The following is a 26,509-nucleotide window of genomic DNA, read 5'->3' as shown; positions in this document are numbered from 1 at the left end:
GAGGAATGGTTCGGATGTCTCCACGCTCGATCATCATCGATACGGATCCCGGTCAGGACGATGCCGTCGCCTTCATGCTGGCGCTCGCCTTTCCGCAAGAGATCGACGTGCTGGGCATCACCACCGTCGCCGGCAACGTCGGCCTTGCCAAGACGTCGACCAATGCGCTGAAGCTCCTCGAACTCATCGGTCGTACCGACGTGCCGGTATTCGCCGGCGCATCGGCTCCGTTCGCGGTCAAGCTCGAGACGGCCGAGTACGTTCACGGCGAGACCGGACTCAACGGCTGGACCTTTCCTGATCCCGTGACGCCGCTTCGTCCCGAGTTCGCGCCGGACTTCATCGTCGAGACGGTGATGAGCCGGCCGGAGAAGTCGGTGACCCTGGTGCCGCTCGGCCCACTCACCAACGTCGCCCTGGCGATCGCCCGGGAGCCGCGCATCGCGACCCGGCTCGACAAGATCGTGCTGATGGGCGGCGCCAACATCGAAGGCGGCAACTCGACGCCCGCCGCCGAGTTCAACATCTGGGTCGATCCCCACGCGGCCCAGCGCGTGTTCCGTTCGGGCGCCGAAATCGTGGTGATGTCGCTCGACGTCACCCATCAGGCTCTGATCCGCAAGTCCTGGCTTGCCGACCTCGCAGCGCTGAAGCGCAAGGCCGCCGAAGCGTTCGTCGGACTCCTGTCGTTCTATGAGCGCTTCGACGAGCAGAAATACGGCTCGGACGGCGGTCCGCTGCATGATCCGACCACCATCGCCTACCTGCTCAAGCCCGAGTTGTTCGAAGGCAAGTTCGTCAACGTCGAGATCGAAACCACGCCCGGCCTGTGCTTTGGCCAGACCGTGGTCGATCGCTGGTCGGTGACCGGGCGCGAGAAGAACGCCACCTGGATCACCAAAATCGACGCCGACGGCTTTTTCGAGTTGATTCTGGAAGCATTCCGACGCCTGCCCTGATAAGGGATGCCCAGAGCTTGCCGCATTTGGCGTGTTGGGTGCCGCAAGGCCCCGCACCATCGCGGCAAGTCCCCAGCCCACGCCAGCAGACGCCATCCATGACGATCAAGTTTCTTCTCCCGCTTGCCGCCTTCGGGCTGACGACCGCCCTCGCCGGCCCGGCCGCCGCCGAGAAGATCGCCAACAAGGTGGCCGTCTTCACCGGGCTCGACAAGATCACCGGTCGGACGATCGATTTCGACGTCTACGTCGACGAGACCGTCCGCTTTGGTACGCTGCGCGTGACACCGAAGGTCTGTTACAGCCGCCCGGCCACCGAGGCCGCGGAGACCGACGGTTTCGTGGAAGTGGACGAGATCACTCTCGACAACGAGATCAAGCGGATCTTCTCCGGCTGGATGTTTGCCGCGAGCCCCGGTCTCAATGCGGTCGAGCATCCGGTCTACGATGTCTGGCTGATCGGCTGTCGCATGGACAGCGACATTCCGCCACCAGTAGCCAACAGCGTCGAGGTTCGCGTCGCGGTCTCGAACCAGACGGCTGGCGGCGCCGGCAACGTCGATGACGGAGCGCCGGTGGTGCTGACCTTCGTGGGCGGGATCCCACTTCCGCCGGACAAGCCCAGCATGCCCACCATGATGATGGAAGAAGCCGCTCCGGAACCGCCCGCCGAAGCAGGGACGGACGGCCAGATCCTCGACTGAGGCTTACGTTAGCTAAAGTCCCTTTGAACGAATCAAAACGGCTATTTGCGCCAGTTTTTGAAAGTACCCTGTGAAGTGCCGGTTCGCGCCGTCACGCCTCGCTTTGCTCTGGCCTCGGCAGCCAGCGGAGTGCTTCCTCGCCCGAAACCGATGGCCCCAATGCGTGGAAGTCGCCCTGTGCGGCGAGTGCCGCCGACAGGCGTTGGCCATAGATGCGCTTGGGGACCTCAATGGTGCCGAAACGGGCGAGATGATCGGTAACGAACTGCGTATCGAGCAGCGTGTAGCCACCGGCCCTCAGTCGCGCAACCAGATGCACCAAGGCGACCTTCGAAGCGTCGGTGACCGTCGAGAACATGCTCTCGCCGAAGAAGGCGCCAGCGACCGACACGCCGTAAAGCCCGCCAACCAAGCGCCCGTCCAGCCAGCTTTCGACGGTGTGGCAGTGGCCGCGCCGGAACAGCTCACCATAGAGCTTGCGGATGGTGGCGTTGATCCAGGTCTTCTCGCGACCCGGCGCCGGCGCGGCGCACCCATCGACCACGCCGAGGAAATCGGTATCGATCCTCATCTCGAAGCCGCCCCGCCTCACGGTGCGGGCAAGGCGCCGCGAGACACGGAAGTCATCGAGCGGAATGACGCCACGCCACTCCGGTTCGATCCAGAACAGGTTGGGATCGTCAGCGCTCTCGGCCATGGGGAACATGCCCACGGCATAGGCCTTGAGCAGAATATCCGCCGTGAGCGTCGGCACGCTCGAAGTCCGATCCGCCATGTCCGCGCGTTCCTCCCTCGTCGCAACCGGCTGTGACCGTTGCGTTTATAAACCCTTTGGTCAGTTGTATAACTTATTCTATCGCCTACTGCATCGGGTAGCACAGCGGGGACGAGATGGGCGGCTTGTCAGGATACGAGATCTCAGTACTCTCGGATAAAGCTGCCATTGTCTCTCTGCTCGCCACCCCCGGCCTCGAGCGGACTCCCTTTCAAACGCCTGCCTGGCTCGACGCCTGGTTTGCCATACTCCAGCCATCGGGATTCGACTGCTGCGTCGCCGTCATCCGCAAGTCAGAGGGCGGACAGCCGCTATTCGCGCTACCTCTCGTCCGCGAGCGATGCTACGGAATGACCGTGCTGACCCTGCCCGATCGTGGGGTCAGCGACTACCATTCGGCTCTCGTCAGTCCGGAGTTCACGCCGGATCGGGAGACGATGGACCGCCTGTGGGGCGCTCTCGTGGCAATGTTGCCGCCGGCCGACATTCTGTCGATCGAGCGCGTACTGCCCGAAAGCGCGGCGCGCATGGGGATCGCTCACCTTATGCGCCCATCGCGCTACTCGGCTCACGCCCTTCCGATCGACGCGGACTTTCCGACGATCCGGGAGCGCCGGTTCGATCCGTCCACCGGCCGTCGGCTCACCAAGAACCGACGCAAGCTGGAGCACAAGGGGCGGCTGGAGTTTGATTTCGTCACCGGCCCCGCAGCGCTTCCGGAGCTCGACCATCTGCTCGAATGGCGCCGCCAGCGCTTTCAGGACGTGAACGACGACAAGGAGACCGCCGCCCAACTCGCCTTCTATCGGCACCTGGTCGAAAATGGCAAGCTGGCACGGATCGGCCGGCTGCGCCTTGATGACGAGCTGATCGGAGGCTGCCTCGGTCTCATCGAGGGAGGGCGCATTCTGCTTCTGGCGGTCGCCTATAACAAAGCCTTCGCCAACTGGGCACCCGGCCTGCTGACACTGGAAAGCTGCCTCGCCGCCGCCGAAGAGATGGGCCTTGCAGTCTTCGATCTGACGATCGGTGACGAGACTTACAAGCAGTTCTTCGGAGCCGACACCGTTGGCCTTCTTGAGCTGCATCGCCCCCTGTCTCTCAGCGGTCGTCTCGCGCTCGCCATTGTCGCCCTCAAGCCGAAGCTGAAACGCTTTCTCGAAAAGGCTGGCCTCTTCGAGCTCGTACAGCGCCTCAGGGGCAGGACACCGGCAAAAAGCTGAATGTGCCCGGAAGGAATCCAACATATAAACAAAGGCTTGGGTAAAACTGCGGTCCAGCTGGCTCTTGTTTTGTTCTAGGCTTCATCCGGCGGGCAGCGAGTCGAGCCCGGAACGACAGGCGGAACGCAAGCCATGATGCCGGAGCGGCCCAGAGTTGCCCTTTACTATGCGAGCCACGACGGGCAGACGCGCAAGATCGTGGACCGCCTTGCCGGGCACCTCGCCGCGCATGGCGTCGATACCTTCATCACCGACCTCTCGGCCAACCCGGCTCCGGCGATCGATACCGAGGCGGACCTGGTGCTGCTTGCGGCCGCCATTCGCTATGGCTTCCACTTGCCAGCCGCGCGACGCTTCCTCAGCCGCCTGCGGGTCGAGATACCCGACGAGCGCATCGCCGTGGTCTCGGTCAACCTGACCGCCCGCAAGCCCGGACGACAGACGGCGGACGGCAACGTCTATTTGCGCAACTGGCTGAAGCGGACCGACCTTCGCCCACTCTTCGCGGCGGCGGTGGCCGGCAAGCTCGACTATCCCGCCTATCGCTGGTTCGACAGGATGATGATCCAGGCGATCATGACCATCTCCGGCGGCCCAACCGACCCCTCGACCGTCATCGAGTATACCGACTGGGCGGCCGTCGAAGCGCTGGCCGAGGAGCTGGCCATGCTCGTCAAGCCGACGCCGTAAAGACTTTCCTTACCATAACTTGCGATCCTGAGCTCGGAACGGAGCTTTTCCGCGCGTTTGCACCCTTGGGTTATAGGGGCAGCCGACGCGCCGATGCTTCGCCAGGGTAAGCGTTGAGTGAGTTTTGGCATGGCGACGTTGACAGCCTATTCAAGCGGTTACGAGCCGATTTCCTTCAGTTTGCCGTTTCGCTTTCGAGGCCTGCCGGTCGTTGCCGGCGTTGTCGCGGTGACCGCCGCTGCGACCGTCTGGATCGGGCTCAGCCTGACCGCGGTCGGCACTGTCAGCGAAAACCTCTCGGCCGCCCGCCAGTCGATCTACGACTCCGGTCTCTCCGTTCGCCCATTGCCGGCCACGCTGGCGCCGGCGAGAAAGCCTACCAAGTTCGACAAGCTTCCGGCCATTGTGGAGCCTGCCTCGGCCGATCTTTCCGCCGATGCCATCCTGCTGTCTCGACAGAACAAGGCCACCGCCGCCGTCGCCATGCGCCTGGCGGAAGCGGCGGCAGGGCTGAGGCAGAGGCAGTTCGAGGCGAGGTTCCGCTCCACCGCCTCCCCCACCACCCGCACCGCGCTTGCCATCCGGCATGACGAACTTGCCACGCCCGACGCCGGCCCGCGCGTGCCGATGATGCTTGCCGAAGCACCCCTGCCCGTACCGCGCCCACCTGCGCCCGCCAAACCGGTGGAGGCTGTCCCGGAAGCTCCGAAGGTCGCAATCGCGACACCCGCAGTTGCCGCCACGTCGACCGCGCCGGAGAAGAAGGAAAAGCCGGCCGTCGCCCTCGTCGATCCGAAACCGAGAACGGAGGTGGCCGTTGCTGCCCCGCTTCGGCGGCCGGGCGTCGCAGTCTACGACATCACCGCGGGCATCGTCCACATGCCCAATGGCGAGAAGCTTGAGGCTCACTCCGGTCTCGGCGCCTACATGGACGATGTGCGCTACGTCCACGTCAAGATGCGCGGTCCGACGCCGCCCGGAACGTACAAGCTGACCATGCGCGAGAGCCTGTTCCACGGCGTCGAGGCGATCCGCCTCACCCCCGTCGATGGAAAGAAGCCGTTCGGGCGCGACGGCCTGCTGGCCCACACCTACATGCTGCGCAAGCCCGGCGAGTCCAACGGTTGCGTCTCGTTCCGCGATTACGCACGCTTCCTTGCCGCCTTCAAACGCGGCGAGGTCAAGCAGATGGTCGTCGTTCCCAGGCTGGCCACCAAGGACGAGCCCAAGGTCGCCTCGCTGTTCTCGTGGTTCGGGGGCTGATCGGCACGGGTCCGACGTACCTCACGGAACGAAAACTCGGATCGCACCCGGAAGAACGCGGAAGACAGCCGGCGTCCGGGTGACGATCTCACCATCGGCATTGACCGGCATCGGCCGGCGGGTCCGGATCTCGAAGCGGGTGCCGTTCATCGTCCGTACGTCGTCGGCAAGGCCGTGCCGACCCTTGCGGAAGGCAAGCGCCATGAAGGGCAGCTTCCAGATATCCCTGAACTCAAGCGAATAAAGATCGAGACGGCCGTCGTCGATTTCGGCCGTTTCCTCGACGATCATCCCGCCTCCGTAGTGTCGGCCGTTGCCAACGGCGATCTGGAGTGAGCGGACGGCAACCTCCTCGCCGTCATCGGGACGGATGACGGCGCCAAATCGGCGGGCTTCGATCAGTACCTCGGTCGCGGTCAGAGCGTAGGCGAGCCGCCCCCAGCGCCGCTTGGTCTCACGGGTCAGCCGGTCGGCGAGCCTGGCGCTCATGCCGAGGCTGGCGACATTGAAGAACGGCTTGCCGTTGACCTCGCCGACATCGATCGCCCGAATGCGTCCGGCGGCGATTACCTTGGCCGCCCCGACCATGTCGAGCGGCAGGCCAAGGGTCCGGGCGAGATCGTTGGCGGTCCCTCCCGGCAGGATGCCGAGTGGCAAGCCGCTCTCGATCAGCGCCGGCGCCGCGGCGTTGAGACTGCCGTCGCCGCCAGCGATTACCACGAAATCGACCCTGTCGCCGCACCGATCAATGGTCGCGGAAAACGACTCTCCCTCGCGCCAGGCAGGCCTCAGCACGTCGATGCCAGCCTTGTGCAGCTCGGCGACGGCGGCGTCGACACCGACACCGGCGGAGCGACTGTGCGGATTGGCGAGGATGAGGGCTCGTTCCATTTGGTCTCAGATAAAGAGGTTGCCGAGGTAGGCTGCGACATGGGCACCGGCAAAGATCAGCACACCCGTCCAGGCAAAGGTCGCCAGGGCCAGTACGAGACCGACCATGAGAGCGAGGCCGTCACGGGCCACAAGCGACAAGCCGATGACCAGAAGACTGACAACCGGGCCGACGTTGCCGAAGGGAATGGGCAACGCCAGCACCACGGCGAGAAGCAACACGGGAATGCCAACGAGCACATGGCTCGAAGGCCCCGTCAACGAGCGCCATCGCCCGTGCCTGACCATGGCCTCGAACCGCCTAATCCAAGGCAAAGCACGCATGATGACCGCTGTCACGCCACCGGCCGCGAGATGGCGCTCGGCGAGAAATCGAGGCAAGGCGAGTCGTTGCCAGCCAAGCAGCATCTGAAAGGCGATCAGCACGAGGCAACTGCCGGTCACCATGCCGAACGGCCCGGGGATGGGGATCATCGCCGGAAGAGCCAATGCAATCAGCGCCAGACCGAACCCGCTTGGTCCCAGGTGATGCAACAGTTCACCAAACGACACTCGATCGCGACTGGAGATTTCGGCGGCAATGCGATGAAGCACCGACGAGGCGTAACCGCGGGCCTGCCTGCCAGCCGTCATTTGATCGGATCTCCTTCCCCCGGGGGCATCTCGGCTCCGACCGTGGTGGCGCCGCTCCTGCCATATTGGGATGCCGGTAGGTATATTCAATTACAGCGCCACTGGAACGACGGCCCGCTTCCGAAACCCGAGACGGGCGCGAACGCCGATGTCGAACGCCGGAAAAGCCAACGGGTTCCAAATGAGACTTTCGGACGGCTCTTCGAGAAATCTTGCGAAATCGGCGAGGCCAAAACGCTTCTAGTTATTTCCCCGATCTTTCTTGACCGTCCGGTAAAGATAATAGCGAGGGCTCCTGGGCTGAGACCCACTTTCCGCCGCAGCACGCAGGCGGACAAGCAAGAACCAAATATCTGGGGGCTGGATTGAACCTCTCGAGAAAGAAAAGCATCGCCGACCTGATGGCGCAGGCGGGCGGCAAGGCCTTGCCGCGCACGCTCGGCGCCTTCGACCTGTTCATGATGGGCATCGGCGTCATCATCGGCACCGGCATCTTCGTCATGACCGGCGTCGCCGCCGCCACCTACGCAGGTCCGGGCATTATCCTGTCATTTGCCTTTTCGGCAGTGGCCTGCGCCTTCATCTGCCTGGCCTATTCCGAGCTCGCCGCCGCGCTTCCCGCCGCCGGCAGCTCCTACGCCTATAGCTATGCCGCCGCCGGCGAGTTCGTTGCCTGGCTGGTCGGCTGGAACCTGATCCTCGAGTACACGGTGGGCGCCTCGGCGGTCGCGGCCGGATGGTCGGCCTACTTCGTCGGTATTCTCAAGGCCGGTGGCATCGAACTGCCGCACGCACTGACCGCCGTGCCGCACGACGGCGGCATCATCAACCTGCCGGCCGTGTTGATCATCGCCTTCCTGACCTTGCTGCTGGTGCTGGGCGTCAGGGAAAGCATCCGCCTGTCGCGCATCCTCGTCTTTATCAAGCTCGGGGCCATCTTCCTGTTCCTGCTGCTGGCGACACCGGCAGTCACGCCGCAGAACTGGGTGCCGTTCCTGCCCTTCGGCATGAAGGGCATCACGGCCGGCGCGGCGATCATCTTCCTCGCCTACATCGGCTTCGACTCGCTGGCGACGGCGGCCGAGGAAACGAAGAACCCGCAGCGCAACATGCCGATCGGCATCATCGCCTCGCTGGTTGCCTGTACCGTGCTCTACATGGCCGTCTCGGCGGTACTGACCGGCGTCGCGCCCTACACCGAGCTCAACAACGCCGAGCCGGTCACCTACGTGCTGCGCAAGATCGGCTACAACTTCGGCTCGGCCATCGTCGGCGTCGGTGCCATTGCCGGCCTGACCACCGTCTGTCTGGTGCTGATCTACGCCCAGACGCGGGCCTTCTTCGCCATGGCTCGCGACGGATTGATCCCCGAGGGCATCTGCAAGGTGCATCCGAAGTTCGGCACGCCGCACATCGCGACGATCCTGGTCGGTACGGTGATCGCGCTGATCTCGGGGTTCACGCCGATCGGCCTCGTCGCCGAGATGTGCAACATCGGCACGCTGTTCGCGTTCATCATCACCTCCGCCTGCGTGCTGATCCTGCGCAAGACCCACCCGGACCTCAAGCGGCCCTTCCGCTGCCCGGCTGCCTGGGTGGTCGCGCCGCTCGCCATCATCTGCAGCCTGGTCATCATGTTCAGCCTGCCGGGCGCGACCTGGGTGCGCTTCCTCGTGTGGAGCGTCATCGGCGGCGTGGTCTACCTCATCTACGGCGCTCGCCACAGCAAGCTGGGCACCGCCGACGTCGTCGCCGCTCCGGCGGAGTAAGACTCGATCGCCGATGACCGCTCGCGCGATTGTCATCGGCGATAACGCCTCTTCTCCTTGATGCGAATGAGAGGCGGCGGCACATAGGAGGATCACCGCACGGAGACCTCCATGCCGCCGCTTTCGATTCTCGAACTCGCCCGCGTCACCGAAGACACCGATGCGAAGGGCGCACTCGACAACGCCCGCGACCTCGCCCGCCATGCCGAGGGCCTCGGCTATCGGCGCATCTGGGTTGCCGAACACCACAACATGCGCGGTATCGCCAGCGCCGCCACATCGGTCGTGATCGCCCACATCGCCGGGGGCACGTCGACCATCCGCGTGGGCGCCGGTGGCATCATGCTGCCCAACCACGCCCCCTACATCATCGCCGAACAATTCGGCACGCTGGCCCGCCTCTATGGTGACCGCATCGACCTTGGACTAGGGCGAGCGCCCGGCACCGACCAGATGACGCTCCGCGCCATCCGCCGGCCGCCCGAGGCGGCCGAAAACTTCCCCGAGGACGTCATCGAGCTTCAGGCCTATTTCGAGCCGGCCGCCGAGGGACAGCGGCTGGAAGCGGTGCCCGCCGCCGGTACGCGCGTGCCGCTCTGGATTCTCGGATCGAGCCATTTCGGCGCCATGCTGGCCGCCGAGCTCGGCCTGCCCTACGCCTTCGCCTCGCATTTCGCGCCCGACCTGCTGCTGCCGGCGCTCGACATCTACCGCAGCCGTTTCAAGCCGTCGGCGACACTCGAACGCCCCTATGCCATGGTCGGCGTCAACATCATCGCCGCCGACAGCGACGAGGAAGCAAGGCGTCTGTTCACGACGCAGCAGATGTCGTTCGCGGGCATCCGGCGTGGCGCCCGCAGTCTGGCCAAGCCGCCGATCGACGACATCGACAGCTTCTGGACGCCGGAGGAAAAAGCCGTCGTCGAGCGCATGTTGGCCCGTTCCATCGTCGGTTCGGTCCAAACGGTGCGACGCGGCCTCGACGATCTCGTCGGCGAGACCGGGGCCGACGAGATCATGCTGGTGTCCGATGTCTACGACCACGCCAAGCGGCTGAAATCCATCGCTCTCATCGCCGAGGCAGCCGGCCTGACGGTTGATGCCACCTCAGCGGTTCTTTGACGCTCCGCCTCAGTTGAACCCCGCCACGGCGTGCGGCACGTAAGGACCCTCGAGGGCGGCGATCTCGTCGGCCGTCAGGCGAACGTCGAGCGCCGCCACGGCATCGTCGATCTGCCCTGGCTTCGACGCGCCGACGATGGGGGCCGATACCTCGGACTTCTGAAGTACCCAGGCGAGCGCCACCTGCGCACGCGGCAGGCCGCGCGCCGCGGCTATGGAAGCGACAGCTTCGACGACCTGACGGTCGGACTCCTCGGTGCCGTGGTAGAGGGTCTTGCCGAAGGCATCGAGCTCCTGCCGCCGGGAAACACTGTCCCAGTCGCGCGTCAGACGACCGCGCGCCAGCGGGCTCCAGGGAATGACGCCGATCCCCTCGTCGCGGCAAAGGGGCAGCATCTCGCGCTCTTCCTCGCGATAGAGCAGGTTCAGGTGGTTCTGCATGGTGACGAAGCGCGTCCAGCCGTTCTTCTCGGCGACATGCAGCGCCTTGGCGAACTGCCAGGCGAACATCGATGACGCCCCGATATAGCGGGCCTTGCCGGCCTTCACCACGTCGTGCAGCGCTTCCATCGTCTCCTCGATCGGCGTGCCGTAGTCCCAACGATGGATCTGGTAGAGGTCGACGTAGTCGGTACCGAGCCGCTTGAGGCTGGCGTCGATGCCGGCGAAGATCGCCTTGCGGGAGAGGCCGGAGGCGTTCGGAACCTTGCGCGCCTCGTTGAAAGCCAGCGGGAAGTAGATCTTGGTCGCCAGCACGATCTCGTCGCGGCGGGCGAAATCCTTGAGCGCCCGTCCCAGAATCTCCTCCGAGGTGCCGTCGGAATAGCTGTTGGCGGTGTCGAAGAAGTTGATGCCGGCTTCGATGGCCTGCTTGATCAGCGGCCGGCTCTGGTCTTCCGGCAAGGTCCAGGGATGGGCGCCCCGCTCTGGAACGCCGTAGGTCATGCAGCCGAGGCAGATGCGCGAGATGTCGAGGCCGGTACGGCCGAGCTTGGTGTAGTCCATCGGAATCCCCTCGATCCATGTCGTTTGCAGCGAGCCTAGCAGGTTCGACGTCGATCGAAAAAGCGCTGGTCGGCAGGTCAGCCGTGCGTGGGAAGCTCATCGGTGGCATAGACCGGAATCATCGGCAATGGCGATTTGTCGAGCGGCTCGCACCGCGATAAAACCGGCGTGTCAGATCGTTCGAGGGCGCCATGCAAAGCTTCACCTACTGGAACACCACCCGTATTCATTTCGGCAAAGGGCAGATCGCCCAGATCTCCGAGGAAGTGCCGGCCGATGCCCGCGTGCTCGTCACCTATGGTGGCGGCTCGGTGCTGAAGAACGGCGTGATGGATCAGGTGCGGGCGGCGCTGACCGGCCGAACGGTGTTCGAGTTCGGCGGCATCGAGGCCAACCCGCATTTCGAGACGCTGGTCAAGGTGGCTGATCTCGCCCGTGCCGAGAAGATAGACTTCCTTCTCGCCGTCGGCGGCGGATCGGTGGCCGACGGCACCAAGTTCGTCGCCGCCGCCGCCCTGTTCGAGGGCGACCCGTGGGACATTCTGGTGGAACGGGGCACCAACGTCAGGGCCGCGTTGCCGGTCGGCTGCGTCATGACGCTGCCGGCCACCGGCTCGGAGATGAACCGCAACGCCGTCATCACCCGCGCCAGCACGCAGGACAAGTTGCCGATGAACTCGGTGCATGTGATGCCGCGCTTCTCGGTGCTCGACCCGGAGACCACCTTTTCGCTGCCGCCGCGCCAGACGGCCAATGGCGTCGTCGACAGCTTCATGCATGTGCTGGAGCAGTATCTGACCTACCCGGTCGGCGCCAAGGTTCAGGATCGCTTTGCCGAGGGACTGCTGCTGACCATCATGGAAGACGGTCCCGTGGCACTCAGCGAACCGACCAACTACGCCGTTCGCGCCAACCTGATGTGGGCGGCGACCATGGCGCTCAACGATCTTCTGTCGCGCGGCGTGCCGGGCGACTGGGCGACGCATCGCATCGGCCACGAACTGACCGGCCTCTACGGGCTCGATCACGCCGCGACGCTGGCGGTCGTGTTGCCGTCGCTGCTCAAGGTGAAGCGGGCCCAGAAGCGGGAAAAGCTGCTGCAGTACGCCGAGCGCGTGTTCGGTATCACGACGGGGAGCGAGGACGAGCGCATCGATGCGGCCATCGGGCGGACGCGCGACTTCTTCGAGGCGATGGGCGTCAAAACCCGGCTTGCCGACTACGGGCTCGACGCGCGTGTCATTCCCGAGGTGGCGGACAAGCTTCGCCAGCACTGGCAGGTGCCGCTTGGCGAACACCGCGATGTCACGCCCGAGGTTGCCTCCGATATCCTTGAGTTGGCACTTTAGGAACGTAATATTTCCCAATATGAATCAAAAGACTGATCGGATTCCTTCACAAAGTGGTGGATCTCGACTCCGATGAGAGAAAGGGCGGCTGCGGCCGCCCTTTTCTAGTTCATTGCAATGGGCCGATCACCTCGACATGGCCGGCGTCGGTACGGGCCTGACGTTCCGGACGGTACATGTCCTCCAGCGTCGCGGCCGGCAGGTTGAAGCTGCCTGGGGCAATGGCGCGGGCCATGTAGGCGAACTGGAACTCCGTGGTGTCCTTCAGGTCGAAAGCCACCGTGAAGCGGTCGGTCTGGTACTCCGTGTGTGCGGCGTTGTCGAGCGGCGCCAGCCAGTCGAGCGCCGCCACGTCGCCGGCGCGCACCAGCGACGGGTTGTCGATGGCAAAGCCCGCTGGCAGCGGGTCGGTCAGCACGAGGCGCGCCCAACCGGATTGCGACGTGGTGACGGCGAGCACCACCACCATGCGGTCGCCCAGCTTGACCGCTGACGGATCGATCTCGTTGCCGTCGAGGTCATAATAGGCGCGGGTCAGCGCATAGCCGTTGCCCCCCGCCGGCTCCGGTGTCTCGGGAATGCCGGTGACCGTCACCCTGGCGTCCACCGTCGACTTGCCGACGTTCTTGATGGCGAGTTCCCTTGCGACATCGTCGGCCGCGTATTTCGCCGTGAAGACGCCATCGTGGCGGCTCCCGCCGATGTCGAGTTCGGGCTTCATGCCGTCCTTCAGCATGGCGTGAGCGGCCAGCAGCATCCACGCCTTCTCCTGCGTCGACGTGTAGGTGCTCTCCTTGTAGAGCTTGCCCACCTCGCGGCTGAGGCCCTGATAGTCGAAGGCGGACAGCTTCGATTCCGAGGCCAGCGCCAGCACGGCGGCACCGTCTCGCAGGTCGGAACCGTAGTCGGCGCGCCAGACGCGCACACCGTCCCGGCCCTCGTCGAGCAGGTCGAGGGATGAACGGAAAGCGCCCGAGGCCTTCTGGCTGTCGCCATAGAGCGCGAGCGCCGCGCCGAGCTGCGCACGGGCGAGCGGCGTCCCGAAGGAGTCCAGTTTGGTTTCGGCATAGAAGCGCAAGTCGCCGATGGATGCGCGGCCGTTGCGGGCCAGCACATAGAGGGCATAGGCAACGTCCTCGCCACCATCGGTGAAGTCGGAGGCGTAGGCGATACGGTTCTTGAGGTTGGTCACCGCCATGTCGTAGGCGACCGGCGGCACCGTGTAGCCCTTCTCCTTGGCGCGGGTCAGGAAGTCGGTGACATAAGCGTTGAGCCACAGGTCTTCCGATCCGGGTCCCCAGAGCCCGAAGGAGCCATCGGAACCCTGATTGACCAGAAGCGCGTCGATCGCCTTCTGAACCCGTTCACGCACCGGCGCCTCGCCGGCCAGACCGGCCGCCAGGATGACGTCGTCGAGGTAGACCAGCGGCAGTGCGCGGCTGGTCAACTGCTCCGAGCAGCCATAGGGATACTTGTCGAGCGCGTGGACGAGGCCCGGCAGGTCGATGCCGGCCACCGTGCCGACCGTCAGAGTCGCAACGCCGGTCGCAGGCTTCAGACCCGAGAACAGGTCGGACGTGAGCTTCAGCTCGCCGCTGCCCGCCTTCAGCGAGATATCGCTGATCCGTGTGACGGCGGGCTCGTTGTCGCGCACGCCGAGCGTCAGCGTCTTGGTGAACACCGTGCCGTCGGGCGCGGTCAACGCGGCGGTGATCGTCTCATCGCCGACCGCGTTGCCGGTGATGGGGATCAGCACGCGGGCCTTGCCCTTTTCGGGAAGGAAAACCGTGGCCTTGGCGAGCGTCTCATCGACACCGACGAGATCGCCGGCCGCCGTCACGTTCAGCGAGAAGTCGCCCGTCGGTCCTTCGACATGGGTGAAGTCGAGCGCCAGGCGCGAACGATCGCCCGGTGCGAGGAAGTTCGGCAGTGAGGCCTGGATCACCACCGGGTCTCGCACCAGAACGTCGCGCGAGGCATGGCCGACGCCAGTCTTCGACCAGGCGATCGCCATGACTTTCACCGTGCCGTTGAAGTCCGGCATCTTGAAGGACGCATGGGCGAGCCCGTCGGCGCCAACCTTGGTCACGCCCTGGAAGAAGGCCACCAGCCGTTCGGTTGGGGGCGGCCCCATCAGCTTGGAAATGCCACCGCCATCGCCGCCGGTACGAACCTCGCCCAGCGCGCCGAGCGTGGTGTCGATCAACTGGCCATAGAGGTCGCGGAACTCGATGCCCAGGCGGCGCTGGGCGAAATACCAGTCCTCCGGCGCCGGCGCCTTGAACTCCGTGAGGTTCAGAATGCCGACATCGACGGCTGCGATGGTGACGTAGGCGTCCTCGCCGGCCTTCGCACCGTCGACCTTGACGGCGATGTCGAGGTCGGTCTGCGGCCGCATGTCCATCGGCGCGTCGATGGCGACGCCGAGCAGGCGCTCGCCGGGATCAACGCCGGCCCAGGCAAGGCCGAGCGCGCGCGTCGGCATCCGCTTTTCGGCGATGTCGAGCGGACGGAGCAGCGACGCCGTCACGTAGGCACCCGGGCCCCAGTCGGCCGTGACCGGCAGTTCTATGGTCGAGCCGCCGGCCGGCACCTCGACGGTCTTCATGGCGATCAGCCGATCGTCCACCACCGACACCACCGCCACACCGGCAAAGCGCGGCTCGATGTGCGCCTTCAGCGTGTCGCCGATGGAGTAGCGCGGCTTGTCCAAGGTGATCTTGAGAAGATCGGGCGTTTCCTCCGATGTCGTCGGCACATACCAGCCGGCCTCGAAGCCGGTGGAAACCGGAATGAGCGCGCCGTCGGCACTGGAGACCGTGAGCTGGTACTCGCCCCACTCGACACGCGCCTCGATACGGGCGGGCTGGCCTGGCTCGACATCGAGCTTGCCGTCGGCGACGCGGGTCGAACTCTTGATGGCGTGGTAGTCCCAGGAGCCGTCGCTCTGGTACCACTGATAGTTCGTCTGGACGCGGGACAGCGTCCAGCTGAGATCCTTGGCGCCGATCCTGGCATAGTCGGCGTCGAGCACGGCGACGTCGAAGGCGGCGTTGCCGCCCTCCTCCACCGAGCCGTCGAACAGCGGTTTCACGCCGATCCGCTCATGTCCGGTCGAGACCGGCAACGTCAAGCGACGTTCGACCGGCCGGCCATTGGTGTCGAGCACGCGAACGTGGACGGCGGCCTGCAATGGGCGGGTGGTATCGGCCACTTCGGGCGTCGTCAGCGTGATGGCGGCATCGCCGTTCTCGTCGGTGCCGTCCGACTGGACGTCCTGAACGGCGGACGTGAAATCGTCGTCGGTGAGGCCGAAACGGTAGCCGGGCGCCGAGGAAATGTCAGCCGCCGGCGTCACGTAGACCTCGCCTTCGATGGCAAGGTTGGCAGCGGGGGCGCCGTAGAGCCAGTCGGCATGCAAGGTGGCGTCGACGCTTTCGCCGACATGCAGCAGCGTGGCGTCGGTTTTCACCGCGAAGTCGATGCGTTCGGGCTGGAAGTCCTCGACCTTGAAGGTCACCTCCTGCAGGGCGGCCGCCTTCGGATCGGTGTAGGCGGCGGCGCGCCAGGTGCCGCGCTGCGCGCCACCAGGCAGATCGAAGGTGAGGTCGCGACCGCCGGCGCCCTCGTCGGCGACGAGCTGGCGAATGAACTCGTTTCCGTCGGGGCGGCGCACCACCAGGGTCAGCGGCACATCGGGCAGCGCCGCGGCGGCCGGATCGCGGGTGAGTACCGTGAGGTTCACCGCCTCACCGGGCCGATAGACGCCGCGCTCGGCGGTCATGAACACGTCGACCGGCTTCGGCGGATCGCGCCCTTCGACGCCGCGATCGGTCAGATCGAAGGCGGCCTTCTGCAGGTTGAGGAAAGCGAAATCGCCGTCCTTGGATGCCAGAAGAAGCTGTGGCGCCGCACCGCCGGTGCCCTTCACGAGCCCGGCGTCGAAACGAGCGTATCCCTGGTCGTCGGTGATCGCCGATCCCAGCACGTCGTTGTCGTTGGCGATCAGCTTGAGGTCGACGCCGGCAACGGCCTTGGCGTCGCTGAGCCCCCTGATGACGACATGCAGGCCGTCGTTGCCAGTCATGGTGGCAAGGCCGAGATCGGACACCACGAACCATTGCGTGGCGTCGGCCGACCACTCTTCCTTCTTGTTGATGTCGCGGACCACCAGCGCATAGACGCCGGGTTCCAGCGTCTTGACCAGTTCGCTCACGGGAACGGCCGTGGTCACCTCGCGGTTGGTGTCGCGCTTGACGGCGATCTGGCCGGACCAGACCTCGCGCCCCTCACGGTCGGCGACGGCGTCGGCGCTCCACTTGTCGAGCTGGCTCAGGAATCGATCCTGGCCGACGGCGTTGACCAGGTTGCGGTCGCCGATCTTCAGGACACGGGCGTCGAGCGTGTCGACGTTGACGGAGACGACGGGAATCGTGGCGTTCGGCGTCTTGGGCAGCACATAGGCCTTGCCCATGAAGCGAACCGAGGGATCGCGGTCGCGCACGTAGATGTCGAGATCGACGGTCTTGTTCAGTGCTTCCTCGCCGTCCTTGGCGGGAAGCCCCTTGCGAACGGTGACGTGATAGCGGTTGCCGTATTCGACGCCAGCGGCACAGATCTGGTTGTCCTCGGCCTCGATCGCAAGCCGCTCGCCGCCCTCCACGGCGAAATAGCCGGTGATCGAGGGATCGTTGCGGGCGATGGGATCGGAGAAGGCGACGCAGATGCGCGGCGTCGACGACTGCGTGTCTACCGAGTGGTCGGCGACGCGGAAGCCGTGCTGGGCAATCCAGTCGTCGAAGGCCGAGCGCCAGTCGGGGTCGTCCTGCAAGGCGAGGCGACGACGCAGCGTCTTGATGCCCAGATCCCAGTTGGCACGCGTCACGAAGGAGTTGGCGAGCGAGTTGAGAGCGGCGACCTGTTCGTCGACATCCGATGCGCGCAGGTAGGCGTTGATCGCCGCTGCGGTCGACTCGCGAATGAAGGTGCTGTGGCGATCACTGTCGTTGGGTACGAGGATCGCCTGGTCGGAGTAGCGCCACCAGAGATCGTTGCGGTCGGGATCGAGGCGGATGGCCTTGCGCAGGGTCTCGGCGGCCTGCAGGTTGTCACCGGCATCGATCGCCTTGTCGCTGGCGGCGAGCAGCCTGTCGAGCCTGCCTTCCGCCGGCTCGTCGGCGATGACGCCCTCCAGCTTTCGGGCTTCGTCGATGTAGCGCTGACCGATGAAGCCGATCTCCTCAAGGCGGGTGTCGGCAAGGGCGGGATCGGTCGCCTCGGAGGAGACGATCCGGCCGGCCACGGCCCCTGCGAAGGTGCGAAGGTCACCAACCGTGCCCTTCTTGAAGCACCACTGGGCCTTGGTGTTGTAGGTGAAGGCGACGCAGCGATCGTCGGCAACGCATGCCGCCTCGCAGTCGCCGAGTTCGACGCCCTTCAGTGTCTCGATGTCCTCGCCGAAATAGTCGGCGCCCTCCGTTATGACCGCCCGCCGCTCGGCCGCTTCGCCCGGCACTGCGAGGGCCAACCCCGCCGACGAAAGACACACGAGCGCGAAAAGTCGCGCCAAACGCCGAACGGACACCATGGATATCCCCCTCGGAAACCGGCAGTCGGCCGGACAATGACATCAATCAAAGGCAAATCAATGAAAACACCTACTCCAGCAATAGCCGGAGGCAGGCCCGTCGGCAACTCGGCCAAAGGCGATGTCTCCCCGAGGCGAGACGGTCAGGAGCGGGTCTTCACGGGATCGGCGGCGTCGACCACGCGGATGTTGACGCGCGGTGCGCCCTGCCACCAGTCGAGATCGACATGGCCGGCGATGTGCAGCGAGCCGCCCCGGTTGGCGGCCAGGAAATCACCGAGCGGCTGCCCGACGGCGCGGAAGGCCATGGCCTTGACCCGAGTACCGGCCGAGGAGGCCAGCGTCAGACGAAGGTGGTTGCGGCCGGCCGTGTCGAGATAGAGCAACCGATGCGAGGGAAAGACGAACAGCGGTTCGGGCTGGGCTGAGCCGAAGGGGCCGACCCGTCCGATCGCTTCGATCAGTTCCGGCGTGGCGCCATCGGCCGTCAAGGCCGCGTCGACCTCCAGCGCCTCGGCGGCGCGAGCCAGCGCCACCCCGTCGGCAACGGCGGCCGACACGAAGGCCCGGAAGGCATCGATGCCATCCGCCGGCAGCGATATGCCCGCCGCCATGGCATGCCCGCCGCCCTTGGTGATCAGGCCTCGTTCGAGCGCAAGGCGCACCACGGCGCCAAGATCGATGCCGGCGATCGAGCGCCCCGAACCGACCGCCCCGCCCACTCCGTCCAGCGCGATGGCAAACGTGGGACAGCGGTAACGTTCCTTGAGACGGGCGGCGACGAGGCCGACGATACCTGGATGCCAGTCGGCCGAGGCCTCGACGATGACGGGCGGCGCGTCTCCGCCGAGCCGGGCGACGACCATCAGCTCGGCCGCGTCCAGAGCTTCCGCCTCCAGCGCCTGCCGCTCCCGATTGAGCCGATCGAGCTCGACGGCGATGCGACCGGCCGCCACGTGATCGTCGGATATCAGGAGGCGCGCACCGAGGCCGCTGTCGCCGATGCGGCCGCCAGCATTGATGCGCGGCCCCAGCATGAACGCGAGGTTGTAGGGCGTCGGCGGTCCGTTGAGCTTGACCACGTCGGCGAGCGCGGCAAGACCACGGTTGCCGCGCGCCCTCAACACCGACAAGCCCTTGACGACGAAGGCGCGGTTGAGGCCGACGAGCGGCACTACATCGCAGATGGTGCCGAGCGCCACGAGGTCGAGCAGCGCCAGGAGATCGGGGGGCGGCGTGCCCTGTCGGTCGAACCAGCCACGCCGCCGAAGCTCGCGATTGACGGCCACCAGCGTCACGAAAGTGACGCCGACGGCGGCAAGATGGCCGTGGCCGGAAAGGTCGTCCTGCCGGTTGGGATTGACCAGCGCCAGCGTCGGCGGCAGCTCGACACCAGCCTGATGGTGATCGAGGGTAACGACATCCAGCCCGAGCCGCCCCGCTTCCGCGAAGGCCTCGAAGCTCGACGTGCCGCAGTCGAGCGTCACGAGCAGAGTGGCGCCACCGGCCGCCAACTCGCCGACGGCGCGCGGATTGGGGCCGTAGCCATCGACGAGGCGGTCCGGAATGTAGATGGAGGGATCGAGCCCCTGGCTGCGCAGATAGCGGACAAAGACGGCGACCGACGTGGCGCCGTCGACGTCATAGTCGCCGAAGACGGCGACCTTCTCCCCCCTCTCGACGGCGTCGGCGATGCGGGCGGCGGCCGGCTCCATGTCGGTGAACAGCGAGGGATCTGGCAGCAGCGTGCGGATCTGTGGATTGAGGTAGGCCTCAGCCGCCTCGGCTGGCACGTCGCGAGCCGCAAGCAGCCGCGACACGACATCCGGCAGTCCGACCTCCTGGGCGATCTGGCGAGCGAGCGCGCCGCCGCGCGTGTCGAGCCGGTCGCGCCAAGGGCGGTCGGTCGCCGAGCGCGTCACGCCGAGAACGGCACGGCGCTCGGCCGGAAGGGTCGACGAAGCGGATTCGGCGGGAGAGGTCATCGCTTCTCAATAGAGCAAGCGGCACCGCCGCGCAAAGCCATGGACTTGCGCGGCGGTGGATCGTTCAGCCGTTGCGGTGCTCGGCGGCGGTCATTGCGACCAGTTGACCGAGCATCGGATGGTCGGGCCAAATCAGACCGAGCAACTCGGTCGCAAAGGTCGACGGCGCGGTGCCCGGTGCTGTCACCAGGCTGCCATCGGTCACGGCGCGTGGCGACTCGACGTAGAGCGCTCCGTCGTAGTCCGGCACATGATCGCGCAGATAATCGGCAGCGTTGCTGGTGTGGCGGCGTTGGTTCAGCACACCGGCCCGAGCCGCGGCCAGCGTAGCGCCGCAGATCACGCCGACGGGCTTGCCCGCTGCCAGTGCCTCGCGGACGATGGCGCCGATATCAGGCGCATCGGCGGCTTCCCAACCGGAAGATCCAATCACCGCCAGAGCGTCGAACTGAGCGGACGCCAGCGTTTCAAGCGCCGCCTCGGGCGTGACGCTCAGGCCGCCCATCGACCGCACGACGCGGCCACCGGGCGTGTAGTGATCGACACGCGCACCGAGCCAGGCCCTGGCGGCCGCGGCGAACAACCCGTGCTCCCAATCGGCGAACTCGTCGATGAGCACGATGGCAATGCGTTTGGCTGTCATGGTCAGTCCTCTCGGTCAGTGATCAACAGCATTCTCCACTATGACGCGACAGTCTCGTGTCAGCAGCCCGGAAAGGTGAAGAACCTTCAAAAAGAAAAGGCCCGGCGCGGGCCGGGCCTTTCCTCACTTATTGGTCGAAGCCCAAAGCGCTCAGGCGCCCTTGACGACGCTGCGGCCGGCGTACTTGGCCTGGCTGCCCAGCTCTTCCTCGATGCGGATGAGCTGGTTGTACTTGGCGATTCTGTCCGAACGGGCCAGCGAACCGGTCTTGATCTGGCCGCAGTTGGTGGCAACCGCGAGATCGGCGATCGTGTAGTCTTCCGTCTCGCCCGAGCGGTGGCTCATGACGGCGGTGTAACCGGCCTTGTGGGCGGTCTCGACGGCGTCGAGGGTCTCGGACAGCGAACCGATCTGGTTGACCTTGACCAGGATCGAGTTGGCCGTGCCGGCCTTGATGCCCTGGACGAGGCGCTTGGTGTTGGTAACGAACAGGTCGTCGCCGACGAGCTGGCACTTGCCGCCGATCTTGTCGGTCAGCTGCTTCCAGCCGGCCCAGTCGTCTTCCGACATGCCGTCTTCGATGGTGATGATCGGATAGTCGGCCACCAGCTTGGCGAGATACTCGACCTGCTCGTCGACCGAGCGGACCTTGCCTTCGCCTTCGTAGTTGTACTTGCCGTCCTTGAAGAACTCGGTCGAGGCGCAGTCGAGGCCGAGGTAGACGTCCTTGCCAGCCTTGAAGCCGGCCTTCTCGATCGAGGCGACGATGAAGTCGAGCGCTTCGACGGCCGAGCCGAGGTTCGGAGCGAAGCCGCCCTCGTCACCGACGTTGGTGTTGTGGCCAGCCTTCTTGAGGCCCGACTTCAGGGTGTGGAACACCTCGGTGCCGATGCGCACGGCGTCGGCGATGGAGTCGGCGCCGACCGGCAGGATCATGAACTCCTGGAAGTCGATCGGGTTGTCGGCATGAACGCCGCCGTTGACGATGTTCATCATCGGAACCGGCAGGATGTGGGCGTTCGGGCCACCGACGTAGCGGTAGAGCGGCAGGCCAGCGGCCTCGGCAGCGGCCTTGGCGACGGCGAGCGACACGCCGAGGATGGCGTTGGCGCCGAGGCGGGCCTTGTTCGGGGTGCCGTCCAGCTCGATCATGGCCTTGTCGATGGCCAGCAGGTCTTCGGCATCCATGCCGGCGACCGCCTTGTAGATCTCGTCGTTGACGGCGGCGACGGCCTTGGTCACCCCCTTGCCGAGATAGCGAGAACCGCCATCGCGCAGCTCGACGGCCTCATGGGCACCGGTGGAGGCGCCCGACGGAACCGCAGCGCGGCCGAAGGAGCCGTCTTCCAGGGTGACGTCGACTTCGACGGTGGGGTTGCCGCGGCTGTCGAAAATCTGGCGACCGACGATATCGATGATGGCTGTCATTGTGCGATGCACTCCCAGTTGGATTGGGGTCGAATTCCTAAGAGAACCCGAGCGTTCTATAGACCGTCAGTGTGACGCTGCAAAGATGCGAACTGGCACGGATGTCAAGATTGCAATTGGTTTAGGTGAACCGTTTGACGGCGGTTCGAATCGACTTGTCCGGCCGCGTCCAGAAGACCCTTTTCGACGCTGGATTGGAAGAGACTGTTGGCGCCCAAGAACGAGCTCGCCCGTCAACCAACCGGCCATCTCGTAATTTCCGCGGCGAACAGCGCTGCCCAGATGGCAACGGGCTGGAATGGGAGGCGCACCCAGTAATAGATGCGAGATGATGGCAGACCATCCACGGACAGGCCGCCAACGGCGTTCTTGATGTTAGCCGGGAACACACAGACGAAATAGACTGCGAGGGCCCATCCGGCGGCAGAGCGCAACTCCGGCGGCCAGAGCCCAAGGCCACCCGCAATCTCGCAAAGGCCCGTCACGAGAACAACGGCGCGCGGGGCCGGGATCAGACTCGGCATCATGGGCAAGTAACGCTGTGGCGTGATCAGGTGGTCGATGCCGAAGAACAGCAGGGATGCCGAAAGCCCCCACCGAACCGCTGCCGCCGCGTCAAGGGGCACGCCGACCAACCAACCGACAACCGAGGCGACAACAGAGATTATCGAGAGCAAGGCAAAGAACAGCATCGTCGACTCCGTCATGGGCTTGTGCTCGCCGGCGCCACCCCAATGTTGACGGCGCCAACATGAGGGAGTATGTGGGCATTGTCAACATCCCGAAGCCAAGCTCGAAGCGGTTACGAGGCCCGACTCCCGCCCCGGGATCAACGATACCAGGCACGGAAGCACTCCGAAGGAAGATGGCATGGCCGGCAAACAACCGGATGAACAGGCGGCCTCTCGACATGACGTCGTCGCTTACCACCACGGGGACCTGAGGCGCACTCTGATCGCGGTCGGACGCGCACTGCTTGCCGATGGCGGCCCTCCCGGCGTTTCGCTGCGCGAGGTCGCGCGCGCAGCGGGCGTGTCGCACAACGCCCCGTATCGTCACTTCGAAAGCCGAGAAGCACTGCTCGCGGCGATTGCCACAGACGGTTTCGAGCAGCTTTCCACCCGCCTTGTCTCGGCGGCCAACGCGGAAGCAGGACGGGCCGAGCGGCTCGTGGCGATCGGGCGCGCTTATGTCGCTTTTGCGATCGAGGCCCCATCGCTCTATCGGTTGATGTTCTCATCCGAGATCAGCAAGTCAGGCTTTCCCGCTCTCCGCACGGCAGCCGACCGAGCCTATGAGCAGCTTGCTGCCGCCATACCGGTCTCATCGGCCAAACCACGCGACACGGCGCTCGGAGCCTGGGCCTTGGTGCATGGCCTGGCCGACCTCCTGACCACCAGCCAGGTGTCGGACGATCTGCGGGGGAGACTGTTGGAAGACGCGATCGACCACATACTGGAAGCCTACGCCGCTGGCGCCGTAAACCCTCGATCCATGCCTCTTCAGGAAGACTTAAGTTGCGGTGAAGACGATATTTATTGATCTCCGCTCGCCTATGGGCCCATTGAGAAGCAGTCTTGATCTCTCGGATCGGAGCGCATTATGCCCAGTCATCGCGTCGTCGTCGTGGGAAGCGGATTCGCCGGGCTGCAGCTCGTGCTCGATCTCAAGGGGGCAGCCGTCGACATAACGCTGATCGACCGGCGCAACCACCATCTGTTCCAGCCCCTGCTCTATCAGGTGGCGACCACGCTGCTCGCCACGTCGGAAATCGCCTGGCCGGTTCGGCGCCTGTTTCGCGACCGGCCGGAGGTGAAGACGATTCTCGGTCACGTCACCGGCGTCGACCGGCAGGAGAAGACCGTGCGGCTCCGGGACGGCACCGCCGTGCCCTACGACACGCTGGTGCTGGCCACCGGCGCCCGCCACGCCTATTTCGGCCACGACGAGTGGGAGGCCTTCGCGCCGGGTCTCAAGACGCTGGAGGATGCCACCACCATTCGCCGGCGCGTGTTGCTGGCCTTCGAACGGGCGGAACTGGAGACCGATCCCGAGAAGCGGCAGGCCCTGCTCACCTTCGCCATCATCGGTGGCGGCCCGACCGGTGTCGAGCTGGCCGGCATCATCGCCGAACTGGCCCACCGCACGCTGGTCGACGAGTTCCGGTCGATCGATACGCGCAGCGCCCGAATCCTGCTGATCGAGGCAGGGCCACGCATCCTACCAGTGTTCACGCCAGACATGTCCGACTATGGCGCCAAGGCACTGGAAAAGCTTGGCGTCACGGTGCGCACCGGCGTCCCGGTGACCGACATTTCAGCCGAGGGCGTCCGCGTCGGCGAGGAGTTCGTGCCGGCAAGGACGGTGCTGTGGGCGGCGGGCGTGCAGGCGTCGCGCGCCGCCGAATGGCTCGGCGCACCGGCCGACCGGGCCGGGCGTGCCATCGTCGAGCCGGATCTGACCGTCCCCGGCGCGCCGGACATCTTCGTGATCGGCGATACGGCGTCGGTGACGACGGCCAATGGCAAGCCGGTGCCGGGCGTGGCGCCGGCCGCCAAGCAGCAAGGCGCCCACGTGGCGAAGATCATTCGGAACCGCCTTGCCGGCAAGCCGGCGCCGGGGCCGTTCGTCTACCGTCATCAGGGTAATCTGGCGACCATCGGCCGCAGCGCCGCCGTGGTCGACTTCGGCTGGATCAAGCTGAAGGGCGCCATTGCCTGGTGGGTGTGGGGCATCGCCCACATCTACTTCCTGATCGGCACCCGCAGCCGCTTCGCCGTGGCCTGGAGCTGGCTATGGATCTTCATGTCCGGCCAGCACTCCGCCCGCCTCATCACCCAGAAGGAAACGCTGAAGGACGAGAACGGCCGCTGAAGTCGGTCTCTCGCCATCCGGGCACGAAACGCCTCATGCCGGCAGCAGACCGTCACCGATCGTCGCGCTCTAAATGCAAAAGGCGCCCCTTCCGGAGCGCCTTCTTGCTTCAACCAACCTCAAGAGGCTCCATCACTCGCCGGCGATCGCCCACTCCATGGGCTCGCGGCCGTCGCGCGTCTTCTTGATGCGTTCGGCGACCAGGAAGGCAAGCTCTAGCGCCTGATCGGCGTTGAGGCGCGGGTCGCAATGGCTGTGGTAGCGATCCGACAGCTGCTCGCCGGAAATGGCGACCGCGCCACCCGTGCATTCAGTGACGTCGCGCCCGGTCATCTCGATGTGGATGCCACCGGGATGGGTGCCCTCGGCGGCATGCACGTCGAAGAAAGCGCCGACTTCCTTCAGGATGCGGTCGAACGGCCGCGTCTTGTAGGAGTTGAGCGTGATGGTGTTGCCGTGCATCGGGTCGCAGGACCAGACCACCGCACGGCCTTCGCGCTGGACCGCCCGGATGAGACCAGGCAGATGGTCTTCCACCTTGTCGGCGCCGTAGCGGGTGATCAACGTCAGCCGACCCGGTTCGTTGTCCGGATTGAGCGTGTCGATCAGAGGGATCAACTCGTCCGGCGTCAGCGACGGGCCGCACTTCAGGCCGATCGGGTTCTTGATGCCGCGGCAGTATTCCATATGCGCGTGGCCGGGCTGGCGCGTACGGTCGCCGATCCAGATCATATGACCGGAGGTGGCATACCAGTCGCCCGTGGTTGAATCGACGCGGGTCAACGCCTGCTCGTAACCAAGCAGCAGCGCCTCGTGGCTGGTGTAGAAGTCGGTCGTCCGCATCTCGGAGACGCTTTCGGGGTGAATGCCGCAGGCCCGCATGAAGGCAAGGCTTTCGGTGATGCGATCGGCATATTCCTGATAGCGCGACGACTGCGTGCCCTTGACGAAGCCGAGCGTCCACTTGTGGACGTTGTCGAGATTGGCGTAACCGCCGCCTGCGAAGGCGCGCAGCAGGTTCAGCGTCGCCGCCGACTGGCGATAGGCCATCTCCTGACGCTGCGGATCGGGCGTGCGCGCGTCCGGCGTGAACTCCATGCCGTTGATGATGTCGCCCCGGTAGGACGGCAGCTCGACGCCATCGATGGTTTCAGTCGACTTCGAGCGCGGCTTGGCGAACTGGCCGGCGATGCGGCCGACCTTCACCACCGGCTGGGCGGCGCCGTAGGTGAGCACCACCGCCATCTGCAGGAAGACGCGGAAGAAGTCGCGGATGTTGTCGGCGCCGTGCTCGGCGAAGCTCTCGGCACAGTCGCCGCCTTGCAGCAGGAAGGCTTCGCCGGCGGCCACCTTGGCGAGCGACTTCTTGAGTTTGCGGGCTTCGCCGGCAAACACCAGCGGGGGATAGCTCGCCAGACGCGCCTCGACGGCGGCGAGCGCCGCCTGATCGGGATAGAACGGCACCTGCTCGACGGGCAAGGCACGCCAGGAATCGGGCTTCCAGGTGGTGGGCATGACGCGACTCTTCTTCTCGATGCGTCGCCCCGCGGAAACCGCCGCGGAGCAGTCCGAATTTGGCGCCTTTTACATGAGGCGCCGGTGAAGCACC

General features: G+C 65.5%; 20 protein-coding genes. 10 read left to right on the top strand and 10 right to left on the bottom strand.

Annotated features, from left to right (window positions below; genetic code table 11):
* The first annotated feature begins 14 nt into the window (after positions 1-14).
* Together M4J39_RS00605 and M4J39_RS00600 are read left to right on the top strand one after the other, a co-directional pair.
* The gene (locus tag M4J39_RS00605; RefSeq protein ID WP_251725637.1) at positions 15-959 is read left to right on the top strand and encodes a nucleoside hydrolase; all 945 of its coding nucleotides are present in this window, start codon (positions 15-17) and stop codon (positions 957-959) included.
* Between the two features lie 98 nt (positions 960-1,057).
* Positions 1,058-1,663 (top strand): DUF2155 domain-containing protein, encoded by a 606-nt coding sequence (locus M4J39_RS00600; RefSeq protein WP_251725636.1) that lies wholly within the window; start codon positions 1,058-1,060, stop codon positions 1,661-1,663.
* Between the two features lie 91 nt (positions 1,664-1,754).
* Here M4J39_RS00600 and aat read toward each other — a convergent pair whose 3' ends face one another.
* Positions 1,755-2,438, bottom strand: coding sequence for a leucyl/phenylalanyl-tRNA--protein transferase (gene aat / locus M4J39_RS00595; protein ID WP_251725633.1), 684 nt, complete (start codon positions 2,436-2,438; stop codon positions 1,755-1,757).
* Between the two features lie 350 nt (positions 2,439-2,788).
* Here aat and M4J39_RS00590 point away from each other — a divergent pair, with 350 nt between their 5' ends.
* From M4J39_RS00590 to M4J39_RS00580, 3 genes are all read left to right on the top strand, one after another.
* On the top strand, positions 2,789-3,661 hold the full coding sequence (locus M4J39_RS00590; RefSeq protein ID WP_251725631.1) for a GNAT family N-acetyltransferase: 873 nt from the start codon (positions 2,789-2,791) through the stop codon (positions 3,659-3,661).
* Positions 3,662-3,793: 132 nt separating this feature from the next.
* A complete protein-coding gene (gene hemG / locus M4J39_RS00585; protein ID WP_251725628.1) occupies positions 3,794-4,351 on the top strand; it encodes a menaquinone-dependent protoporphyrinogen IX dehydrogenase in 558 nt (185 codons plus the stop codon).
* 129 nt (positions 4,352-4,480) lie between these two features.
* Entirely contained in the window at positions 4,481-5,614 is a 1,134-nt protein-coding gene (locus M4J39_RS00580; RefSeq protein WP_251725625.1) for a tlde1 domain-containing protein, read from the top strand.
* Between the two features lie 21 nt (positions 5,615-5,635).
* Here the strand turns inward: M4J39_RS00580 and M4J39_RS00575 are convergent, their stop codons facing one another.
* Positions 5,636-6,505, bottom strand: a complete 870-nt coding sequence (locus M4J39_RS00575) for a lipid kinase (protein ID WP_251725623.1) — start codon at positions 6,503-6,505, stop codon at positions 5,636-5,638.
* A 6-nt stretch (positions 6,506-6,511) separates the two neighbouring features.
* On the bottom strand, positions 6,512-7,138 hold the full coding sequence (locus M4J39_RS00570; protein WP_251725622.1) for an exopolysaccharide biosynthesis protein: 627 nt from the start codon (positions 7,136-7,138) through the stop codon (positions 6,512-6,514).
* A gap of 365 nt (positions 7,139-7,503) precedes the next feature.
* On the opposite strand from M4J39_RS00570, the gene M4J39_RS00565 reads away from it, so the two are divergent.
* Complete coding sequence (locus tag M4J39_RS00565) at positions 7,504-8,907, top strand: amino acid permease (RefSeq protein ID WP_251725620.1); 1,404 nt, start codon at positions 7,504-7,506, stop codon at positions 8,905-8,907.
* Positions 8,908-9,018: 111 nt separating this feature from the next.
* Positions 9,019-10,029, top strand: a complete 1,011-nt coding sequence (locus M4J39_RS00560; RefSeq protein ID WP_251725618.1) for an LLM class flavin-dependent oxidoreductase — start codon at positions 9,019-9,021, stop codon at positions 10,027-10,029.
* A gap of 9 nt (positions 10,030-10,038) precedes the next feature.
* On the opposite strand, the gene M4J39_RS00555 is transcribed toward M4J39_RS00560, so the two are convergent.
* Positions 10,039-11,034: an aldo/keto reductase gene (locus M4J39_RS00555; protein WP_251725617.1), complete on the bottom strand. Its 996-nt coding sequence runs from the start codon at positions 11,032-11,034 to the stop codon at positions 10,039-10,041.
* 191 nt (positions 11,035-11,225) lie between these two features.
* Between M4J39_RS00555 and M4J39_RS00550 the strand changes: the two genes are divergently transcribed.
* Positions 11,226-12,383 (top strand): iron-containing alcohol dehydrogenase, encoded by a 1,158-nt coding sequence (locus M4J39_RS00550; protein WP_251725615.1) that lies wholly within the window; start codon positions 11,226-11,228, stop codon positions 12,381-12,383.
* A gap of 109 nt (positions 12,384-12,492) precedes the next feature.
* On the opposite strand, the gene M4J39_RS00545 is transcribed toward M4J39_RS00550, so the two are convergent.
* From M4J39_RS00545 to M4J39_RS00525, 5 genes are all read right to left on the bottom strand, one after another.
* Positions 12,493-17,970 (bottom strand): alpha-2-macroglobulin family protein, encoded by a 5,478-nt coding sequence (locus tag M4J39_RS00545; protein WP_251725613.1) that lies wholly within the window; start codon positions 17,968-17,970, stop codon positions 12,493-12,495.
* Positions 17,971-18,113: 143 nt separating this feature from the next.
* Positions 18,114-19,955, bottom strand: coding sequence for a single-stranded-DNA-specific exonuclease RecJ (gene recJ, locus M4J39_RS00540; RefSeq protein WP_251725610.1), 1,842 nt, complete (start codon positions 19,953-19,955; stop codon positions 18,114-18,116).
* A 64-nt stretch (positions 19,956-20,019) separates the two neighbouring features.
* Entirely contained in the window at positions 20,020-20,598 is a 579-nt protein-coding gene (locus M4J39_RS00535; RefSeq protein ID WP_251725609.1) for a DJ-1/PfpI family protein, read from the bottom strand.
* 150 nt (positions 20,599-20,748) lie between these two features.
* The gene (eno, locus tag M4J39_RS00530) at positions 20,749-22,026 is read right to left on the bottom strand and encodes a phosphopyruvate hydratase (protein ID WP_251725607.1); all 1,278 of its coding nucleotides are present in this window, start codon (positions 22,024-22,026) and stop codon (positions 20,749-20,751) included.
* Between the two features lie 233 nt (positions 22,027-22,259).
* Positions 22,260-22,718, bottom strand: a complete 459-nt coding sequence (locus M4J39_RS00525) for a hypothetical protein (protein WP_251725606.1) — start codon at positions 22,716-22,718, stop codon at positions 22,260-22,262.
* Between the two features lie 178 nt (positions 22,719-22,896).
* Here M4J39_RS00525 and M4J39_RS00520 point away from each other — a divergent pair, with 178 nt between their 5' ends.
* Both M4J39_RS00520 and M4J39_RS00515 read left to right on the top strand, forming a co-directional pair.
* On the top strand, positions 22,897-23,568 hold the full coding sequence (locus tag M4J39_RS00520; RefSeq protein ID WP_251725605.1) for a TetR/AcrR family transcriptional regulator: 672 nt from the start codon (positions 22,897-22,899) through the stop codon (positions 23,566-23,568).
* A 60-nt stretch (positions 23,569-23,628) separates the two neighbouring features.
* Complete coding sequence (locus tag M4J39_RS00515) at positions 23,629-24,900, top strand: NAD(P)/FAD-dependent oxidoreductase (RefSeq protein WP_251725603.1); 1,272 nt, start codon at positions 23,629-23,631, stop codon at positions 24,898-24,900.
* 132 nt (positions 24,901-25,032) lie between these two features.
* Here the strand turns inward: M4J39_RS00515 and M4J39_RS00510 are convergent, their stop codons facing one another.
* A complete protein-coding gene (locus M4J39_RS00510; protein ID WP_251725600.1) occupies positions 25,033-26,415 on the bottom strand; it encodes a class II 3-deoxy-7-phosphoheptulonate synthase in 1,383 nt (460 codons plus the stop codon).
* Positions 26,416-26,509 lie beyond the last annotated feature (94 nt).

The organism is Pleomorphomonas sp. NRK KF1 (genome assembly GCF_023721755.1).
GTDB lineage: Bacteria > Pseudomonadota > Alphaproteobacteria > Rhizobiales > Pleomorphomonadaceae > Pleomorphomonas.
This window is presented reverse-complemented; position numbering and strand designations above follow the sequence as displayed.

Bases quoted from the DNA above. Each gene is read 5' to 3' on its own strand.
- eno (WP_251725607.1), bottom strand. From the start codon at position 22,026: ATGACAGCCATCATCGATATCGTCGGTCGCCAGATTTTCGACAGCCGC.
- M4J39_RS00570 (WP_251725622.1), bottom strand. From the start codon at position 7,138: ATGACGGCTGGCAGGCAGGCCCGCGGTTACGCCTCGTCGGTGCTTCAT.
- hemG (WP_251725628.1), top strand. From the start codon at position 3,794: ATGATGCCGGAGCGGCCCAGAGTTGCCCTTTACTATGCGAGCCACGAC.
- M4J39_RS00545 (WP_251725613.1), bottom strand. From the start codon at position 17,970: ATGGTGTCCGTTCGGCGTTTGGCGCGACTTTTCGCGCTCGTGTGTCTT.
- M4J39_RS00550 (WP_251725615.1), top strand. From the start codon at position 11,226: ATGCAAAGCTTCACCTACTGGAACACCACCCGTATTCATTTCGGCAAA.
- M4J39_RS00560 (WP_251725618.1), top strand. From the start codon at position 9,019: ATGCCGCCGCTTTCGATTCTCGAACTCGCCCGCGTCACCGAAGACACC.
- M4J39_RS00575 (WP_251725623.1), bottom strand. From the start codon at position 6,505: ATGGAACGAGCCCTCATCCTCGCCAATCCGCACAGTCGCTCCGCCGGT.
- M4J39_RS00515 (WP_251725603.1), top strand. From the start codon at position 23,629: ATGCCCAGTCATCGCGTCGTCGTCGTGGGAAGCGGATTCGCCGGGCTG.
- recJ (WP_251725610.1), bottom strand. From the start codon at position 19,955: ATGACCTCTCCCGCCGAATCCGCTTCGTCGACCCTTCCGGCCGAGCGC.
- M4J39_RS00510 (WP_251725600.1), bottom strand. From the start codon at position 26,415: ATGCCCACCACCTGGAAGCCCGATTCCTGGCGTGCCTTGCCCGTCGAG.
- M4J39_RS00555 (WP_251725617.1), bottom strand. From the start codon at position 11,034: ATGGACTACACCAAGCTCGGCCGTACCGGCCTCGACATCTCGCGCATC.
- M4J39_RS00535 (WP_251725609.1), bottom strand. From the start codon at position 20,598: ATGACAGCCAAACGCATTGCCATCGTGCTCATCGACGAGTTCGCCGAT.
- M4J39_RS00605 (WP_251725637.1), top strand. From the start codon at position 15: ATGTCTCCACGCTCGATCATCATCGATACGGATCCCGGTCAGGACGAT.
- M4J39_RS00580 (WP_251725625.1), top strand. From the start codon at position 4,481: ATGGCGACGTTGACAGCCTATTCAAGCGGTTACGAGCCGATTTCCTTC.
- aat (WP_251725633.1), bottom strand. From the start codon at position 2,438: ATGGCGGATCGGACTTCGAGCGTGCCGACGCTCACGGCGGATATTCTG.
- M4J39_RS00590 (WP_251725631.1), top strand. From the start codon at position 2,789: ATGACCGTGCTGACCCTGCCCGATCGTGGGGTCAGCGACTACCATTCG.
- M4J39_RS00520 (WP_251725605.1), top strand. From the start codon at position 22,897: ATGGCCGGCAAACAACCGGATGAACAGGCGGCCTCTCGACATGACGTC.
- M4J39_RS00525 (WP_251725606.1), bottom strand. From the start codon at position 22,718: ATGCTGTTCTTTGCCTTGCTCTCGATAATCTCTGTTGTCGCCTCGGTT.
- M4J39_RS00600 (WP_251725636.1), top strand. From the start codon at position 1,058: ATGACGATCAAGTTTCTTCTCCCGCTTGCCGCCTTCGGGCTGACGACC.